Origin of the sequence: Stieleria neptunia (genome assembly GCF_007754155.1) — a bacterium.
GTDB classification, from domain to species: domain Bacteria; phylum Planctomycetota; class Planctomycetia; order Pirellulales; family Pirellulaceae; genus Stieleria; species Stieleria neptunia.
This window is the reverse complement of record NZ_CP037423.1, coordinates 8632632-8651156: the sequence shown is the minus strand read 5'-3', so window position 1 is coordinate 8651156 and position 18525 is coordinate 8632632. Positions and strand designations below refer to the sequence as shown.

16 protein-coding genes are annotated in these 18525 nt (G+C 60.1%); 9 read left to right on the top strand and 7 right to left on the bottom strand.

The genetic code is table 11. The features are described from left to right. The first annotated feature begins 156 nt into the window (after positions 1-156). The 6 genes from Enr13x_RS30135 (at position 157) to Enr13x_RS30110 (ending at position 6719) form a co-directional block, all read left to right on the top strand. Positions 157-1722 carry an OprO/OprP family phosphate-selective porin gene (locus tag Enr13x_RS30135; RefSeq protein ID WP_145390564.1) on the top strand — a complete coding sequence of 522 codons (1566 nt, stop codon included), beginning with the start codon at positions 157-159 and terminating at the stop codon, positions 1720-1722. A gap of 67 nt (positions 1723-1789) precedes the next feature. Then, entirely contained in the window at positions 1790-2446 is a 657-nt protein-coding gene (locus Enr13x_RS30130; RefSeq protein WP_145390563.1) for a hypothetical protein, read from the top strand. Between the two features lie 173 nt (positions 2447-2619). Further along, a complete protein-coding gene (locus tag Enr13x_RS30125) occupies positions 2620-3174 on the top strand; it encodes a cysteine hydrolase family protein (RefSeq protein WP_145390561.1) in 555 nt (184 codons plus the stop codon). Between the two features lie 997 nt (positions 3175-4171). Further along, on the top strand, positions 4172-4708 hold the full coding sequence (ilvN, locus tag Enr13x_RS30120) for an acetolactate synthase small subunit (protein ID WP_095741268.1): 537 nt from the start codon (positions 4172-4174) through the stop codon (positions 4706-4708). Between the two features lie 58 nt (positions 4709-4766). Continuing rightward, positions 4767-5774, top strand: coding sequence for a ketol-acid reductoisomerase (gene ilvC, locus Enr13x_RS30115; RefSeq protein WP_145390559.1), 1008 nt, complete (start codon positions 4767-4769; stop codon positions 5772-5774). A 327-nt stretch (positions 5775-6101) separates the two neighbouring features. Then, the gene (locus Enr13x_RS30110) at positions 6102-6719 is read left to right on the top strand and encodes a DUF4254 domain-containing protein (protein ID WP_145390557.1); all 618 of its coding nucleotides are present in this window, start codon (positions 6102-6104) and stop codon (positions 6717-6719) included. Between the two features lie 34 nt (positions 6720-6753). Here Enr13x_RS30110 and Enr13x_RS30105 read toward each other — a convergent pair whose 3' ends face one another. Both Enr13x_RS30105 and Enr13x_RS30100 read right to left on the bottom strand, forming a co-directional pair. Continuing rightward, positions 6754-7716, bottom strand: a complete 963-nt coding sequence (locus tag Enr13x_RS30105; RefSeq protein WP_231743864.1) for a DUF502 domain-containing protein — start codon at positions 7714-7716, stop codon at positions 6754-6756. Between the two features lie 346 nt (positions 7717-8062). Further along, on the bottom strand, positions 8063-9001 hold the full coding sequence (locus Enr13x_RS30100) for a ComF family protein (RefSeq protein WP_145390553.1): 939 nt from the start codon (positions 8999-9001) through the stop codon (positions 8063-8065). Positions 9002-10088: 1087 nt separating this feature from the next. On the opposite strand from Enr13x_RS30100, the gene Enr13x_RS30095 reads away from it, so the two are divergent. Then, positions 10089-10673 (top strand): RNA polymerase sigma factor, encoded by a 585-nt coding sequence (locus Enr13x_RS30095; RefSeq protein ID WP_145390550.1) that lies wholly within the window; start codon positions 10089-10091, stop codon positions 10671-10673. A 319-nt stretch (positions 10674-10992) separates the two neighbouring features. Here the strand turns inward: Enr13x_RS30095 and Enr13x_RS30090 are convergent, their stop codons facing one another. Beyond that, positions 10993-11730, bottom strand: a complete 738-nt coding sequence (locus tag Enr13x_RS30090; RefSeq protein WP_095741262.1) for a UvrB/UvrC motif-containing protein — start codon at positions 11728-11730, stop codon at positions 10993-10995. A gap of 399 nt (positions 11731-12129) precedes the next feature. Between Enr13x_RS30090 and Enr13x_RS30085 the strand changes: the two genes are divergently transcribed. Continuing rightward, positions 12130-12363 (top strand): carbon storage regulator, encoded by a 234-nt coding sequence (locus Enr13x_RS30085; protein ID WP_145390549.1) that lies wholly within the window; start codon positions 12130-12132, stop codon positions 12361-12363. 79 nt (positions 12364-12442) lie between these two features. On the opposite strand, the gene surE is transcribed toward Enr13x_RS30085, so the two are convergent. The 3 genes from surE to Enr13x_RS30070 all read right to left on the bottom strand — a co-directional run bounded on the left by surE (position 12443) and on the right by Enr13x_RS30070 (position 15911). Then, a complete protein-coding gene (gene surE / locus Enr13x_RS30080; RefSeq protein WP_145390548.1) occupies positions 12443-13192 on the bottom strand; it encodes a 5'/3'-nucleotidase SurE in 750 nt (249 codons plus the stop codon). Next, the gene (gene ispG, locus Enr13x_RS30075) at positions 13186-14322 is read right to left on the bottom strand and encodes a (E)-4-hydroxy-3-methylbut-2-enyl-diphosphate synthase (protein ID WP_145390546.1); all 1137 of its coding nucleotides are present in this window, start codon (positions 14320-14322) and stop codon (positions 13186-13188) included. The genes surE and ispG overlap by 7 nt, the downstream gene beginning before the upstream one ends. A 470-nt stretch (positions 14323-14792) precedes the next feature. Then, on the bottom strand, positions 14793-15911 hold the full coding sequence (locus Enr13x_RS30070; protein ID WP_145390544.1) for a glycosyltransferase: 1119 nt from the start codon (positions 15909-15911) through the stop codon (positions 14793-14795). A 930-nt stretch (positions 15912-16841) separates the two neighbouring features. Between Enr13x_RS30070 and Enr13x_RS30065 the strand changes: the two genes are divergently transcribed. Then, positions 16842-17591, top strand: a complete 750-nt coding sequence (locus tag Enr13x_RS30065) for a class I SAM-dependent methyltransferase (protein ID WP_231743863.1) — start codon at positions 16842-16844, stop codon at positions 17589-17591. A gap of 143 nt (positions 17592-17734) precedes the next feature. Here the strand turns inward: Enr13x_RS30065 and Enr13x_RS30060 are convergent, their stop codons facing one another. Continuing rightward, on the bottom strand, positions 17735-18520 hold the full coding sequence (locus Enr13x_RS30060) for a tetratricopeptide repeat protein (protein ID WP_145390542.1): 786 nt from the start codon (positions 18518-18520) through the stop codon (positions 17735-17737). Positions 18521-18525: the final 5 nt, after the last annotated feature.

The following is an 18525-nucleotide window of genomic DNA, read 5'->3' as shown; positions in this document are numbered from 1 at the left end:
ACTTTGTACACCGACGAATCGTTTCATGCGGCGCACGACGATGGCTGGACTGGGAGCGGGGACCCGTTCCCATCAACTTGGGGCGAGTGGCTAATCACGTACTGATGGATCGGTACATCACACTCGTCGCTACTGTTCACGGATGACAACGAAGCGATGAAAAAAACTCATGGTGCGCGCCCGCGGCGGTTTTCGCTCGCGCTGGCGCTGGCGACGTGCTTCGGCACGGCGGCGGTCAACGCCGACGACACGTTCTTTGGCATGCCGACCGACAACACAGCGCCGGTCTATCAGACCGCTCGCTTGAACCCGGTTGATGATCCCGGCCTGATTGATTCGGGGGTCGAGTCCTCTGCGTCCGATGCGGTCGTTGCTGGCGAAACGGTTCCCTTGAAGGACTACGAGAAACTGCTCGGTCGCGTCGGCGATCTGGAGTCTTCATGGGAAAAGTACCAGGACAAGCTGAAGAGCGACGCCGACGCCAAAAAGAAGAAACCGGCCTACAAGCTCAACGGACGGGTTCACCTGGACAACTGGAACTTTCTCGACAGCGATGCGGGGATCAACCAGTTGGAAACGGGGGACCCGACGGACGATCCGGAAGACCGCTGGGACTTCCGCCGGATTCGTCTGACGTGGACCGGGGATGTGCCCGGCAACATGTTGTACCGAATCCAGATCGACTTCAACAATCCGAGCTCCGCGGAGATGAAGGATGTCTATCTCGGATTCAAGGAGCTTCCGCACAACCAAACGATGTTGATCGGGAATCAAAAGCGACCGATCGGTTTGGACCACCTCAACAGTAGCCGTCACAACGTCTTTGCCGAACGGCCCCTGGCGGTTGAAACCTTCAACGAAGATGCCCGCCGGTTGGGCGTGTGCATGTACGGCCTGACCGATGACGAATCGATCCACTGGCGATACGGTGCGTTTCTGCTCGAAAACATCAGCCAAGACGGACGCTATCGCGGTGACTTTGACGAATGCGGTTTGTATGGCCGTCTGTCGGGCAGTCCCTGGTACGACGAAATCAGTGGCGGGCGTGGTTATTGGCACTGGGGGATCGCCGGTTCGGTCAACCAAACCGACGGCGACGGCCAATTGGACAATGACCAAAACGCCAACGAAGGTCGTTTCCGAACGCGACCGTTGGCGCGAAGCGATTCACGATGGTGGGACACCGGCCGGATCCTCGGTGCCGAGGGCTACCAACAACTCGCGTTTGAGTCGATGTTGAACATCGGCGCGCTGCAGATCACCGGCGAGTACTTCACCACCTGGATGCAGCGTGATGCGTTGGGCGGGTTCAACGGCAGCGATCTGACATTCCATGGCGGCTACCTGTTCGCACACTACTTCCTGACCGGAGAGCACATTCCGCTCAAGCGAAGCTCGGGAACGATCGATCGCGTCAAACCCTTCGAAAACTTCTTCGTCGTCGACCGCTGCACCGGCGGCACCGGCAGGGGCTGGGGAGCGTTGGGTTTGGGGCTGCGTGCGGACTACTTGGATTTGTCCGATTCCGATATTCGCGGCGGACAAGGGTATGCGTTGACGGCCGGTCTGAACTGGTACTGGACCGCGTACTCCAAGATCCAAGCCAACATGGTGATGGGTGAAATCGAAAATGCCGGGCAGGGACGTTCCGCCGTGCCGCTTGCCGCCGGGATCGATGGCGACTTCAGCATCCTCGGTTTCCGCTACATGATCGACTTCTAACGATCTGTTCGATTGTCCAACGCCCCGACGGGTGTTTTCACCAACCATTCCACTGCAAGAAGAAGTCATGTCCATTCAAAAAATCATTCGTGCCGGATTGTTGCTGGCCGCGGCGATCTGCCTGCTCGATTGCCACACCGCGTCGGCCATCGGCGGCAAGCTGCTCGATCAAACCGGCTGTGCGTGTTGCCCCGTGTGCGACCATGTTTGCAAACTCGACGCCGAACAGGTCGAAGAAGAGAAGAAGTGCTTCACGGTCGAATCCAAAGCGATCTGCATTCCCCGTGTCGTCTTTCCTTGGCAGAAGGCCAAGAAAGCCGCCTGTGCGTCGTGTGACGCCTGCGACGGGCTCGGCTGCACCGCCTGCGTGCACAACGGCGCCCGCGTCCGCAAGGTCTGTGTGTTGAAGACAGAGACGTACAAGTGCCCCGCCTGCAAATACACTTGGACGGCGGAAAAGAAGGATCGCTGCGGCTGCTGCCCCGGTTCGTGTGCGGGTTCCTGCGGGGGCGGAGCGGGCTGCGATAGCGGATGTGCCGCCGCGCCGATGGCCTTGCAACCGACCAACGCAGCGGTTCTGCCGGCACCGGTCGCCGAGCCCGGCACCGATGCAGCCGTCGATGCGGCGGACTATTATCGTCAACCCGGCCAGGCTTTGCCGACACCGGCAGCGACACCGACACCGACACCGACACCGGCCCCGCCGGAACCCGTCGCCAATTGATCGCGATTCCGATTCTCCCGGCTGTTTCATGGCCTCGCCGTTGCCCGTTGGCAACGGCGAGGTTTTTTTTTTGATGAACTCAGTCGCGGGCCTGGTCATCAAGTCCCCTGAGAACGCAGGCAACGCCTACATTATTCACTTCTTTCATCCGGGATCTGTCAGGAGACCACAGCATGTCGCGAGCGTTATTGGTGATCGATGTTCAACGCGAGTACTTCGACGGAGCACTGCCGATTTCTCATCCCGCCGGACACCTCGAGCGAATTTTGGAGGTGATGGATCGAGCGGCCGAAGCGGGCGTGCCCACCGTCGTCATTCGCCACCACCAAGCCGACCCCCAGTCGCCGATTTTTCGCAAGGATTCCGAGATGTGGCAATTGCACCCCGAAGTCCAATCGCGGCCCCGTGACGTGTTGATCGACAAGCAGTTGCCCGGATCGTTTACCGGAACCAACTTGGACGCGTGGTTGAAAGAAAACGGCGTCGACACCCTCAGCATCGCCGGATACATGACCCACATGTGTTGTGACACGACCGCCCGCCAAGCCTTTCATCGCGGTTACAAGGTGGAGTTTTTGCGTGACGCGACCGGTACGTTGACGGTGGAAAACGAAGCCGGCAAGGCGACCGCCGAACAGCTGCAACAATCGATTCTCGTCGCCCAGCAGATGTTCATCAGCGAAGTGATCGGCAATGACGTCTGGAAGCAGCGCGTGGAAGGCAGCTAACGGAAGGCAGAATGATTCGGGGCAGAATGATGGGGAAGGCTGAATGATTCATGCCTCGTTCCCGGGCTCCGCCCTACGTCGTGAACGATATGTTAGCGGCAGGGCGCGAGCCCTCCGGTCTGTTGGCAAAAATGCGCAAGCCGGAGAGTTCGCGGGCTGTCGATCGAGTGGGATTGGTCGAGCCAATGGTGAGCCGCTGGCCGTCAGGCCTCGGGCGGGCGCCTGGATGCCCGGCCGCTTACGCGTCGCGGCTCACTCACCAAACCGGCATCCCGCTTGCGCCCTGCCGCTACAACCTCGTCAAAAACAGAAAAGAAATCGTTCACGGCGTAGGGCTTCGCCTGGGAACGGGGGGCGGATGCTCCGCCTCCGGTCGCAGCGTGTGTGGCGGGGGCCACAGCCGCAGTGCGTTCCAAGGCGTGGGACGTCAATTGTATCTGTGGCGGAGTTGATCGTAGCGGAAGTCGTCAACACTTTCGCAAGCCGCCGGCCCGTGTCGGCGGAGGGTCGTTTGAACCGAGCGTTTGTCCTCGCTCTCCCCATTCGGACATCGCAGCAATGCCTCGAAAAACCTGGGTCCTGAGCGATTAGCCGCTAAAATCCACGAAGAACCCGAAAACAGTGACGATTCCGTCCGATTCTAGGAACTGTTCGGATCCCGGTGTGAATCGGCGGACGAACGCCCTGTTGTCGCGGAGGCCGTCGAAGCGATTTGAGCTGCGGTCAATCGCCATCGGGGCGGGGCGACGGCGTCGGTTTTAGGTCCGCTCGTCGCAGTTTGAGCCCGGAAAAAGCGGGGTGCAACGCCGCGGAGGTGTCCGGGCTGAACCCCGACCGGGACACTGCTGTCTGTTCGCACACCGGCTCCCCTCTGCCCGGGTGCATGGTGCACGGAGCTGGCCGGAGATCAGGCCCTTGCTGGTCTGACCTCGCAAAATTATCCTACCGGGCTCAAATTTCAGGACTTTCTTTCCCCTTCACGGTCAAAACCGGACTGATGCCCAGCCCCACTCAGCGACACGTTCTCTCCGCTCTGGTCCAGAACGTTCCCGGGGTACTCGCCCATATTTCTGGGATGCTTGCCTCGCGTGGCTTCAACATCGACTCGCTCGCAGTCGGTGAAACCGAAAACAAGACGCTCTCTCGCATGACTTTTGTCGTCGTCGGTGACGATCGAGTGCTGGAGCAGGTACGCAAGCAGTTGGAGAAGATTGTCACGGTCGTCCGTGTCATCGATGTCAGCAGTCGCGATTTCGTCGAACGGGATCTTTTGCTGTTGAAGGTCCAAGCCCCCTCGGGGCCCAAGCGGGCCGAGATTCGTGAGCTGGTCGATATCTTTCGCGGACGCATCGTCGATGTCGGGCCGGAAGAGCTGATGATTGAGATCAGTGGCCGAGAGAACAAAGTCCAGGCGTTCATCGAACGCGTCCGCCCCTACGGGATCACCGAATTGGTCCGAACGGGTCGCGTCGCGATGGTGCGAAGCGATTCGGACGTCTCGATCGCTGACGAAGCCGCCAAGGCGGCCGGCTGATTTCTCCCTCGGAACTCCTTACACACCACCTTTCCAATCACCTCGAGACCATTCCACCATGGCAGCCACCATCTACTACGACAACGACGCCGATCTTTCGCACCTCAAGGGCAAGACGGTCGCGATCCTCGGCTACGGATCCCAAGGCCACGCCCAGGCTCAAAACCTGCGTGACAGCGGCGTCAATGTCATCATCGGCCAACGCCCCGGTTCGGCCAACTATGACTTGGCCGTTTCCCACGGTTTTGACCCCAAGTCGATCGCCGACGCCACCAAAGAAGCGGACGTGATCAACATTCTGCTGCCCGATGAAGTGCAGGCCGATGTCTACCGCGAATCGATTCTGCCCAATCTTTCCAAGGGCAACGTGCTGATGTGTTCGCACGGATTCAACATCCACTTCGGGCAAATCGCCCCTCCCCAAGGGATCGACACGCTGCTGGTCGCACCCAAGGGGCCCGGGCACCTGGTCCGCAGCGAGTATGAAAAAGGCGGCGGCGTCCCGGCCTTGATCGCGTTGGGCGACGACGCTTCGGAAACCACCAAGCAGATCGGTTTGGCCTATGCCAAGGGGATCGGCGGAACCCGCGGCGGTGTGATCGAAACCTCGTTCATGGAAGAAACCGAAACCGACCTGTTCGGCGAGCAAGTGGTGCTCTGCGGCGGCGTCAGCGAACTGGTCAAGGCCGGTTTTGAAACGCTCGTCGAAGCCGGTTATCAGCCCGAGATGGCGTACTTCGAGTGCATGCACGAGCTGAAGCTGATCGTCGACCTGCTGTACCAGGGCGGACTCAGCTACATGCGTTACAGCATCAGTAACACGGCCGAATATGGCGACTACGTCACCGGCCCCCGCATCATCACCGATGAAACCAAGGCCGAGATGAAACGCGTTTTGGAAGAGATTCAAAACGGCACGTTCGCCCGCAACTGGATCCTGGAAAACCGTGGCGGCGCGGCATTCTTCAAAGCCACCCGCCGACGCGAACGAGACCACGGTGTCGAGCAGATCGGTCGTGGGCTGCGAAAGATGATGTCCTGGATCGACGAAAAAGAAGTCTCCTGATCCACCCAGGACCTGGCGGGCAACGCTGTGAAGCATTTTTTCCATGTGTTTGTTGAGGTTTTAGCGGCAGGGCGCGAGCCCTCCGGTTCTTCATCTCTGCCAAAACACCGGAGGGCTCGCGCCCTGCCGCTAAAAATGCTTCACAGCGTTGCCTGACGGGGTTCCTCCATCTGGCGATGACAACGGCTCGGGTTTCCTGACAGCAGGGGACCCGAGCTTTTTTGATGCCGTCGGATTGCTCTCGCAATGACCGGCGAGAATCCGCACAATGGGACCGCTCTCGTTCGCTCCCTCGTTCGCCTCGGCTTCCCGCCGGACTCCCGCACCATGTCAGCATCCACCCTCGCAGCAACGCGTCTGCCATCGGTTTCGGACATCACCCAACTGCAAATCGACACCGTCGCCGCCTGGCACCGGGGGCCGATCGAGAATCCGTATGACGGATTCAAGCAGCTGGTTTGCAAGCAGCACGAATACAACTATCGGCTTTGGCACCAAGAGGACATCGCCCGCAGCCCGACCGCCGATGATGTCAAAATCGCCGCGGTGAAACGGGCGATCGACACGCTGAATCAACAGCGAAACGACATGATCGAAAAGCTGGATGATGCGATCACCGAACTGCTGGGCACCTTGCATGTCCGCCCCGCCGACGGCGCGCCGATCAACACCGAGACCGCCGGCAGCGCGATCGATCGTTTGTCGATCATGTCGCTGCGGCTGTATCACTACCGCGAGCAACTCGATCGCGACGACGCCGATGCCAGTCACCGTGCGATGGTCGCCGCGCGAATCGATCTGTGCCAACAACAGCACACGGATCTTTCCAATTCGCTGCAAGCATTACTGGTCGACATCTTCGACGGCAAGAAGCAGCACAAGACGTATCGTCAAATGAAAATGTACAACGATCCGTCGCTCAACCCGGAAATCTACCAGTCGTAGGCAGCGACCATCCGCCCCGGGGCCGATCGCCGATTCACACCGTCGACGGGTCGCCGGAGGGTTCGGTCTGTGGGTTCGCGGGCAGGATCACTGCGCCGTCGCGGAACTTTCCGGTCGGCCGGGGTTTGTTGTTCGGCGTGCCGTTGATCCGCTGGTTTGGTGGGACGACGACGCCGCAACTGACGACAAACTGAATCGCTTCGTCGATCGTCATGTCGATGTCGATCGTATCACTGCGGCGGACCGTGACGGTGAACCCCGTCATCGGCATCGGGCTGGTCGGCATCAGCACGCTCATCATTTCCTCACCCGTGGCGTCATGCAACTGGCGGACGCTGTTGCCGGTGACGAATCCCAGCGACCAAATGCCTTTGCTGGGGTATTGAACCGCGACGACGTTGTTGAACTCGATTTCACGTTCGCTGAACGCAAAATCGGTGACTTGTTTCACGCTGCCGTAGACCTTGTTGACGAAGGGAATCCGCAGGATCGCCCCGTCGAAGCCGCGGAAAAACCAGCGACCGAGTCGAAATGTGAACAGGCGTCCCATGAAATACAGGACGGTCAAGAACACGATCAGAAAGACGGGGACGACATACTTGCGCTGCATCCAGGAGATCTGGATGTAGCGATGCCAGTAGGCGTTCGCCGAGACCAGCGGTTTTGCATCGATCCCGAACTGGTCCGCGTTCTCGTTCACCGTGTCGACGATTTCTTTGGGCAAGTAACGCCGCCCGGTCGGATCCGGGACGTACTTGCTGTAGCCGAACAGCGTGTAGGTGCTGAAGCCGCCCCCCGGTTCGGGCACCGCCCCTTCCGGGACCGTGCTCAGGGTGCCGTCAAAATATTCTGCGCCCCAGACCAGTCCCTCTTGGACGACCCACTCGGTCGGCCTCAGGACGTACGTTTCGATCGTTTTCCACGCCCAGATCAGGACCAGAATGGTCAACAGTGGCGGCAGCACGACCCCCAGGCCGCGAACCAAGATGTTTCGCACGCTCACCGTTCGAGAAGCATGAAGGTTATCGTCGTGATCGGTCACAGCGGGTGTGGTTGAGTCAGGCAAAGCAATCGAAAAGGGTTGTGAGTAGAACTGTACGCTACGGGGTCAAGTCTGGATTGGAATTCCGTTGGCGGCCATCAGACACGGCGGCCGATAACCCTCACAGTACGCACAATCGGCATGTTCGCAAGAATCATCGCATTGAAAAACCCGACTTCCAGCCCGCAACACCTTCGTCAGGCTTTGAAAGTGCCGAAACCCCGCGAACTGCCAGCAACAGTGCGCTTCGGCCCGCCGGTGGAATTCTTTGTGGTCAATTCGTCGAAAACTCGACACTCGGTCATCCCGAGCAGGCGCGTGCAACGACCGCGACGGTCACGCGGCGCGCCCCGGCTTGCTTGAGCACCCTGGCGATCTCTCCCGCCGTGGCGCCCGTTGTCATCACGTCGTCGACCAACAGCACGTGTTTTCCGGCCAGCGACCGCCGCCGCCAGGTTCGACAGCGCGGCCGCCAGACGCGAAACGCGCCGCGCACGTTCGCGATCCGCTCCTTTTCGCCCAGCCAGGCCTGTTTGTTGATTTTCCGTGTCGTCGCCAACAGCTCCGCGTAGGCGACGTCCGGCCAGCCCTGGCGGAGGACGCCGGTGACCGATCGGGCCAGGACACGGCTGCCACCGGCCCCACGCTGAATGCGACGCCACAGATGCGACGGGACGGGGGTGATCAAGTCGGGGAGATCCGCTGCCGTTTCACCGGTGGCATCGGATGGCGGTTGGATGACGTCGCGAATTCGACGGGCCAATCGTCGTCCCAACGCGTCGGCGAGCGAAATCTGGCTGCCATACTTCGCCGCCACGACCGCACTGCGCACCAGCCCATCGTAGCTCCACAAGGCGACACAGCCGTCAAAGGCGTGGGTTTCTCGTTTGCAACGCAGGCAGCGGTCCAGCGGAGGGGCTTGGTGAGCTTGGGGATCCGCCGAATCCAGGGTGAAAGGGTGGGCCCCCGGCAGGACGGATCCCGCCGGTCCTGCCCCGGGGTGCCCGCATCGCAGGCAAGCGGATCGCATCCGTGCTTCGCTCGACTCGAGTTGGGGGCGGCAATCGGCACAAAAGTCTCGCTCGGGCGCGATGCAGGCGTCGCACAAGCGACAGGTCGACGGCAGGACGAGTTCCAAGGCTTGCCGCCCCAATTGGGCCCCGAAACGGACGCCCCGTTCGACGATCCGCCGCGATCGGGCGTCCGGGGCGGCGTTCGGAGGGGAACTGTCTGTACCCATTTTCAGGCAGGGGCAAAAAAAATGATTTCTTTTCGCGCGAACCTTTCGTTGGGGGCCCGCTCTGTACGATCAACTACCACAGGTCGGTGAGTTTTCACTGGCTTTTGGGGTCGACGTGCGTTACCGTTAACGCAGGTCGGCAGACCCTCCACCAGCGGCATGTTAATGCATCCGCAGCATCTCGTTCCCGTCGGGCGAAATGTTTGGTCGGTCCGCCCTTTGAATTTTATTCTTTGCTCCACGCCGCACCACGAACGGTGCCGGGAGGTTTGAAATGCGTATCAATCAAATCATCGCAGCTGTCACACGTAGCCTGAATTTTGCAGGTGTCCGTGAGATTCTGAGCGCCGATGCATTTGCACACGCAGCAGACCTCCAGCTCTGTATGGCGTGTGTATCGCCCGGGATCGGGATGTATTCGGGACCACAACGATTGCTGATGCAAGATCAGCCCCGTTGCGGCCATCCGAGTCATCCGACCTCCCACGCTTGGCTAGCCAGCGTTGTCCAGACGGCCGTCGGTAAACGGAAACGTTTACCGCTCACCGTCCGGCGACTGGGACTTGCCGAACGTGGCTCCGCCGCTCTGCGACAGAGAGGCTGAGGTTTGGAAGCCTGTCGAGGCAGGTCTCCCAATCCCACCGCGAATGCCAAGCCGATGGTGCGTGCCGAAACAGGCGTCGATGCGACGCAGGTTTCCACCCCCAGGCAGCTTCGGAGATGTGTTTGACGTTCTGACCTGAAATCCACCGATTTCAAGTCTTTGCCCGTTCTCGATCGACACGCCAATTGGCCTGTTTCGAGAAGCAAGTGCATCGATCCGATTCGGAATCGAGACGTTTGGCAGTCGCGACTGATACATCCAAGCCGATCGCGTGAACACGGCCTGCTCCGGCAGCCCACCTCACACGCTCAGCCTCGCCTTACCCCGACGATCAACCTGGCTTGATCACCTTGCCGCGACCGCGGAGCGCTGCGATACAGCGCGACGCAACAACGCGGCGATCAAGTCGACACCCGAAGACGCTGATTTTCCCCGTGCGGAATCAAACCGCCACACCGGTCAGCTTTCGGAAGGAACCGAGCGATGAACCTCACCACTGAAACCCTGTTTGATCTCCGAGAGCTGACGGTCGCTGAACTGGTCGTTCGCGCCCAGGGCGGCGATCGCGATGCCTTCGGCGAATTGTTTGACCGATACCGATCCGCGATCGTCGCCGGTGCGATGAGCCGGGTTCGCAACGCGGACGAAGCCGACGAGCTTGCCCAAGACGTCTTCATCCAGGCGATGCAAAAGATCGACCAACTGCGTGTGCCCGAAGCGTTCGGTGGTTGGTTGCGACAGATCGTGCACCGCATGGCCATCAATCGCGTGACCCGCAATCGATCGGCCATCGCCTGCGATCCGGAAACCCTGGAAGCGACGTGCGTCAGCGAAGACGCTCCCGACCGAGTGGCCGAGCATCGTGAACAAGCCGAAGCGGTTCGAAACAGCATCGACCGTCTCGGCGCACTGGATCAAGAAACGTTGACCGCGTTCTACTTGAACGGTCAAACCTTGATCGAGATGAGCGACGCGTTCCAAGCCCCGATCGGAACGATCAAGCGGCGATTGCACGTCGCGCGAAAGCGACTGGCCAAGGAGATGGACTTGCTGGGCGCGGCCGTTTGAGGGGCCGTTCAGCATGAGGCGTCCGCTTCTCCGAGTACGACGGCCCTTCCGGGCCGTCGGCTGAACGGGGACAACCCGGAAGGGATGTCCTACAGAATTGATCGGAATGAACGTACGACGGCCCTTCCGGGCCGTCGCCTGAACTCATCGGTTCAGCCGATGGCTGAACCGATGGCTGAACCGATGGCTGAACCGATGGCTGAACGGGGACAACCCGGAAGGGATGTCCTACAGAATTGATCGAAATGAACGGACGACGGCCCTTCCGGGGCGTCGTCCGGAGGACTCCCCTCGACGACCTCGTTCGCACGCGTTTTTTTCAGTCCAGTTCGCGTTGATTCAGTTCGTCGCGCAACTTGGCCGCCAACTCATATTGTTCTTGCTCGACCGCGGCGGTCAGTTTTTCACGCAGCGTCTGGCCGACTTCATATTCGCTCCGCAGCGTTTCCCGCAATTCGACCAGGCGGACGACCAATTCGTCCTCTTCGAAGTGCTCGTCGGCTTCGTGTTTTTCGAAGAATTGTCGGATCGTTTCCAGGCCGGCGTTGATCGCCATCACCGCGTCTTCGCCCGACTCCTCCTCTTCCAAGGCGCCCAACGCGGCCGCTTGCGTGCGATGGAACAGCACGAACGGTCGATACTGCTCGTGCGATCGTGACCATTCCTCGTCCGGGCTGACCCGCTCGCTGACATCCATCAGCCGCAAGGTGTGATCGGCATCCATCACGGCGCGGTTGTAATACTGCAACCGCAACCAGCAGATGCGGCGGTGGTAGAACTGCATGAACTCCCGATCGACCTCCATGCACTGATCTTCGTCCAACTCCATTTCGGGGTCTTCCAAGACCGCTTCCTGCAGGTATTCCAGATAGGTCGGATGCCCCTCGACCACGGTGCCGTCGGGGCGGCCGGTCGTCTCAAGCTGCAGGACACCCATGTCGACTCGCATCTGGATCACATCGCGTCCGTCGTTTCCTTTCACCATGCGGACATTCAACGTGTGCGGGTTGAATTCCCATTCCTTGAGTAGATCGTCTAGATGCATCGTTCGTTTCATCGGTCTCTTCTGAATCGGCAAGCTGTGCTTGGATGGATCAGCCAGGCCCGCCCTGCAATTGGAGTATAGCACCGGACTTGTCGCGGTCGAATGACCAGCCGTGTCAGGCCCGGCGCAGATAACTCTATCAGCGTCAGGGAAACAAGCCGACCAGGGCAGACGTCTCATTTCGCGACAAGCATTCCAGGATGAGTTACCGAAGCACGGTCGAAAATTGCCAGCAATGGCAATTTCGTCCCGTGGTGGTACAGAAAAGTTCGACTTTTTTCAGCGGATTTTCTAAAGTTCGCCGGCGTTTCGGATTGGTTGACGCGTTTTAGACTGGTGATTGGCACACGGTTTGTACTCCGTTTCCGCTAACGAATCGTTTCAGACCCCATAGATCAAGGAAGTAAGCTCATGTTGGTTCTCAGTCGCAAAGTCGGTGAAAAGTTGATGGTCGGCGATGACATTGTTCTGACCGTCAATCGAATCTCGGGAAACCGAGTCGCCATCGGCATCGAAGCGCCCCGGAACGTCCGAATCGTGCGAGGCGAGTTGCAAAAAAATCAAGTCGCCCCTTCCGGATCCACCCCCAACACCGCGCCGATGGGCGAAGCAGCGATCGCCGTTGCTAGCAAAGCTGAGGCGTGAGGGGTGTCGGTTCCGTGCGGTGTGTGTCTGCGCCGGATCACGTGCGTCGGCGCCGGATCGCGTGCGTCCGCAACCGGGGTTATCGGCCCAGGTGGACCCCGAGTTTGCTGACCGTGATGCGGCCGTCGAAGCAATGTTGGACGTCACGTCCTTGTTCGCGCGGCCTGTCGTGAAAATCCAGCTGGAATCGAACGCGTCCCCCCGGCTCGATCGTTCCCGTTCGATCGATGGGGCAACGATCGACCTCGCATTCGATGATGTCTGGTCGCTGATCCGCGTCGGGAATCACGGCGGGCAGGTTGACGTTCCAAAGCGGCGGCGGATCGCCGTCAGACGGATTGTCCACTGCCGCACGAAAAAAGGCTCCAATCGTCGGTTCCAGCCAAGTCGGCGTGTGGTCCCAGGTGCGCGGAACATCGGGCCGGCGATAATGCGACGCCGCCAGCGCCGGAATCCCCAACAGACTTGCCTCGCGGGCTGCGGCGAAGGTGCCGCTGACCATCAGGTTCACCCCCAGATTCGCCCCGGCATTGATTCCTGAAAACACGAGTTGCGGTTTGAAATCCATCGCGTAGTGGGCGACCCGGATGCAATCGACCGGCGTCCCGTCGACGCTGTACCAGTTCTCGCGAACCGTGGTGACGTTCAGCGGCCGCGTGGTCACGATGCTGTGCCCGCACTCGCTGCGACAACGGTCCGGCGCAACGGCGACGATTTCGACGTCTTCGTTTGGCCGGTGGACCTGGATCGCATGGCGGACACTCTGATCCAGGGCCTGCAGTCCCGGCGCATCGATGCCGTCATCGTTGGTCAATAGGATCTTCAGCATTTCGTCGCGATGATGGCGTCCAGTTCCTGTCGCAGCCGCGGCAGGATCTCGTCGTAACCGAACGCACCCAGGGCTTCGGTGCCCCGTTTCAGATTCACCTTGGCCGGGCCGCACCACAGACCCAGGTCGGCATCATCGGTCTCGCCGGGGCCGTTGACGCGACACCCCATCACCGCGATCGTGATGTCGTGGTCTTTGGCGTACTCGGTCATTTCCTTGACGCTTTGCGCCAGATCGATAAAGGCTTCGTTCTCCACGCGTGAGCAGCTCGGGCAACTGATGATGTTCAGCGATTTTTCGTTCAGCTTGACCACCGTGCGGACGCGTCCGGCATAGATGTCGGCAACAATCTCGCGTCCCGCCGCGATCTCTTCGGGTTTGCGATCGTTGGGAAGGGTCAGTGAGACTCGAACGGTGTCCCCGATGCCCTGGCCGATCAACTGTTCGAACGCGATCCGTGTCTTGATGATCCCCTCGGGCGGCATCCCGGCTTCGGTGACGCCCAGGTGCAACGGAATTTCGGGCCGCCGTTGGGCGAAGCGCCGATTGCCCTCGATGACCTGCTGCGGATCGCTATCTTTCAGCGAGACGACGTAGCGGTGGAAGCCCAGCGAGTCGACGAAGTCGCAGTGTTCCAACGCGCTTTCGAGCATCGGCGTGATCGAGTCTGACGGATCGTACTTGGCTTTTTTGTCGGGGTCGACGCTGCCGCAGTTGACTCCGATCCGGATCGCGCAGTCGTGTCGTTGGGCCTGCTCGATGATGAACTGCACCTTGTCTTGCCAGGGCTTGTCGCGCTGGTGGTGGTAAAGGTGCCCGGGGTTGTAACGAATCTTGTCGACAAAGGGCGCGACCTTTTCCGCCAGCCGAAAATTCTCTTGCAAGTCGACGGCCAGGTTGGCCTTGGTTTGCGTTCGGATCTCGGCCAACGCTGCGGCGTCTTTGTCGCTGTCGACCGCAATCCGCACGACGCCCGCACCGGCCTCGCGATAGGCTTCCGCCTGAGCGACGGTGGCGTCGATGTCTTGGGTCTTGGTCGCGGTCATGCTCTGCACGGCGATCGGATTGCCATCGCCGACGACAAGATCGCCGATCGCGACCGCTCGAGTTGGATTTCGCTGAATTGCCATAGGAACTTTGTGGGGGTGAATGGGGGGCGGGGCGTTCCGCCTGCGCCTTCCGAATGGCCCGCCGGCAGGAAACCGTCGTCGCTGGTGGGCAGCAACCGGCCTTCCTTTCGGTGATTCGGCCCTGGGATTGTACGCCCAGGGGTACTGAGACGGGAACCGGCGAGCAGTGTAATCCAGCACCAATCGCAATTGGCGAGACGCGTCACTCCAGTCGGTTGGTCCAACTTCGGCGTTGAAGGGGCCCGCGTTCGATAGGACCATTAGGACAGATGGGCCCCATACGTCCTATGTGTCCAGTCGAGCAACAAAGACTGACAACTGATGTCACGGCGGGTGCATCGACCGAAGTGAATTCGGCTGGAGGTCATCGCTGAGGAAACGCTCGCAGCGTCTTGATCTCGTGCGACCCATCGTGTGATCCGCAGACGCATGACTCCCCCGTCACTCGCGTCGTGTGGTCCGAGCGCGCTTTATCGGGATCGCAACGACTCGTACAACGCTTCGTAACGTTCGATCATCTGGCGGTTGGAAAACTCGGCCGCGACGTGCTGCTGATTCGCTGAGCCGATCGTCTGGCGTAACTTTGGGGAACGAAAGAAGGCGTCGGCCAGGCGTGCCATTGCGACATCGTCACCCGGTGGGAACCCCTGAGATTGGCCGCGTTGTGTGGATGCGTCACCGAGCAGTTCGATGCTGCCTTCGACGCGGCTGCAGACGGTCACACAGCCGGCGGCCATCGCCTCAAGGACGATGTTGGGCATGCCTTCGTAATGGCTCGGCAGCAACAGCATCGTGGCGGCTTTCAGGAACGGTGCGACGTCGTTTTGCCAGGGCAGAATCTGGACGCGGTCTTCACCGATCTCGGCTGCCCATTGCGACAGCGCTTCTCGCAGCGGACCGTCACCGATCATCACCAGACGCCGGTCGTTGGCGTCACCGAACAGCTCGTTGAACTGTTGTTGAATCAACTCGATCCCTTTCTGATGATGCAGTCGGCCGATGAACACCGCGACTTGGCTTTCACTCGGCCAACCGATCTGGGACCAGTCCAAAGGCACGGCGTCGCGATAGGTCGGCACATCGACGCCGTTGGAGATGACCGAACACGAATGAGGGTTGACGGACAGTTGCTCGATCGCAAACGAACGGACTTGTTGGCTGACGCAGACGAGGTGACTCATGCGGCGGATCGCTTGGGATTCCAGGGTCAAGCGAACGCGTTTGGCTTCGGCGACGCGGAGTCCGCCGACCACGTGCTGCACGCCGGCACGCTTGGCCGCCAGGGTTCCCAGGCAGTTGGCGTGGAAGAGAAAGGTTTGGCAAACATCCGGCGGATCGGCGCTGATCCGCCGTGACAGCCAGCGTGTTGCCGAGACCATGCGACTCCAATGATCGAAGCCGCCGAATTCAACGGTCACGTTCTCTTCGGCTAAACGATCGACCAGTCGACGTCGGTCCGGCAATGGTTCTGAACCGATGGAGAGGACGCGGGTGCGGTGTCCGCGGTGTTGCATCCCGATAGCCAATTCGGTTAACGCTTTCTCGGCGCCGCCGACGTTCAACTCGGTGATGATAAAATCAACTTTCATGGGATGCGCTACGCATTGGAATCGGTCTTGGTTTTTCCGTCAGATTGCATGTAAGGTCCCTGCAATCGTCTCAATCACCCGTTGGCGCGAAACTTGATCGACTGGAACGTCAAATCAAACCCAACTCCATCGGATCGATGGGCGAAGTTGTTGGCAGTACACCGCTGTTCGATTCCGCTCGCAACTTCAGGGCGAGCCTGTAGCAATAGGTAAAGAGATGCTCACTCCATCTAGCTGGTCTGTCGCACCAAGCTTAACGATCGAGTCCGTTCACGGACTGAAAGAAACGTTGGTCGTGGGGCCTAGCGGCATTTGGCCATCGACATCATCGGCTGCTTCCCGCGATGGCTCGCGTGGCCATTCGGGAAACGTCGCCGATTCGGCCGGCGAACCTCCCGCCCCGAACGGCCCCAGCGGTCGCCAGGGCCCCGGCCGGGAAAACTGAGTTTCGCCACTGGTTGGCTATCGACTCCCCCGCGGGCGACTCTCCGTCGTCCGTCACCGCTGAGTCCTCGGGGCACCCGACCGGTGCTTGGACCAATTCAGGAAGGTTGAGCCTGGTGCCGAACGATCCGAGCGGTCTCAACTGACGCCGCCGGTCTGCGCAACTGGTGTTGCCCTGCGGGTTCAATCGCGCGTTCAAGGGTGCGTTCAATCGTGGCGACATGCTTGCTCGCCCGGAGTCTTTTGATTCGGCTGGGGCGTTCCGCTCCGGCCATTCGGCGTCCGCTTTGTAACGGCGACGTAATAAATGGGGCGAATTGTCGTCACCGCGGCGTGGCATCATCGATCGTAAACCGTTAACCTATCACGGGTTTGGGGCTTCCAGGCCGAGAGGTCTCCGATTTGACGGCGTGGTGAAATTTGCCATGCTTTTCGCCACAGACTAGCCGAAAACATCGGGTGGGTCGGTGCGTTCGAAGCGATCAGGTGTCGCTGCTGGCCGGCCAACCCTACCACCCGGCGTTCGTCGCCCGAGAGCAATTGTTGATGAGCACTGCTACGCCGCACCAGCAAGATTCAAAAGACAAGTCCGATTCCGAGCAGAAACGGTCGCGTGTCCCGCACGCGGCCAAGCTTTACCACAACCTTGTTCCCGCCTACCAAGCGTTCTGGCCGGCCGTGGCGGGGAAGAACATTCGTGCCGAAGTCGGCGCCATGCAGCTGGCAAACGACGCCAAGGTTCTGGAGGTCGGTGTCGGCACCGGGCTCTCGTTGGCGAGCTATCCCAGACACATTCGTTTGACGGGCATTGATCTGTCCGAATCGATGCTGGCCGAAGCCCAGACGCTGATCGACAGGAAGGGTTGGGACCACATCACGGTTCAACCGATGAATGCCGAAGAATTGGAGTTCGACGACGACCAATTTGACGTGGTGACGTCGTTCCACACCGTCAGCGTCGTGTCCAATCCCGCCAAGATGATGCGTGAGCTGGTCCGCGTTTGTCGACCCGGCGGGCAGATTCTGATCATCAATCACTTCCGCAGTGATAATCCCATCATCGCCCGGGTGGTCGATTCGGCCGGCAACGTCACCAAGCGACTCGGCTGGCGAACGGATTTGGAGCTGGAGGAGGTGTTGCGCGAATTGCCCATCCGCATCGACCAACGCTACAAGCCCAACCCGTTTTCATTCTTCACCATCATGAAAGCGACGGCGAAACCGGATCGGGTTTAGGGGCGGGGCTTGGGGGCGTAGGGCATGCTGTGCATGCCATCTGTCACGCACAGCGTGACCCACCGCTGCTGTCACGCACAGCGTGACCTACCGCTGCTGTCACGCACAGCGTGACCTACCGCTGTTGTCACGCACAGCGTGACCTACTCGGATTTCTCGAGGTACTCGGCGTAGACCTTGGCGATGTCGCCCATGTAGTTTCGCGGCGAGTCTTCGGCGGCGAGGGTGAGGTGTTGCTTGGCCGTTGCGTCATCGCCCAGGGCGTCGGCGTAAAGCCCCAGGTAGAAGTGGCCATAGAACTTGGCCGACTTGGCCGCGGTTGTTCCGGGCGTGAACGAATTCATGCGCTGTTTGACCGGTTCGGGGTCGCCGCTGCGAAGCATCTCTAAAACCTCCGCCATCGGTGCCCTGGAATCGTTCGGTGCCGGCAGCAGTAACTGCTGTGCCTTTTCGGGAGATTCGTTTTTGGCGACGCACAGAAAATGCCACGCCGCGTTTTCAACGTCGTGCGGATTCACTTCGCGGTGGATTTCGAACAGTTCGGCGCCCGCTTTGAATTTTCCGTCGAAGTAAAACGCGATCCCCAGTTGCCACAAATAGGGGCGGTCGTCGGGGCGTTTGGCCAAGTAGCCTTCAAACATCTCGATCGCGCGTTTCGCTTCGCCGCAGCGCAGCAGCGTATCGCCGGCGACGCGTTGAAACTCAACTGACGCCGGTGCCTTGGCCAGTTTGTCGGCTGCGGCGAGCGCCGTCTTGTAGTCCTGTCGGTCGAGGGCCTGGCGTGCTTCGGCGGCCCATCGCTGGTTCTCCACGATCGATTGGCTGTCCTGGCCGGATTGACCTGGGCAAGGGGCGGGGACGCAGAACGAGAGACAGAGCGAAAGGCAGAGCGAAAGGCAGGCCAAAGAGACGATTCGAGGTGGAGTCATCGGTG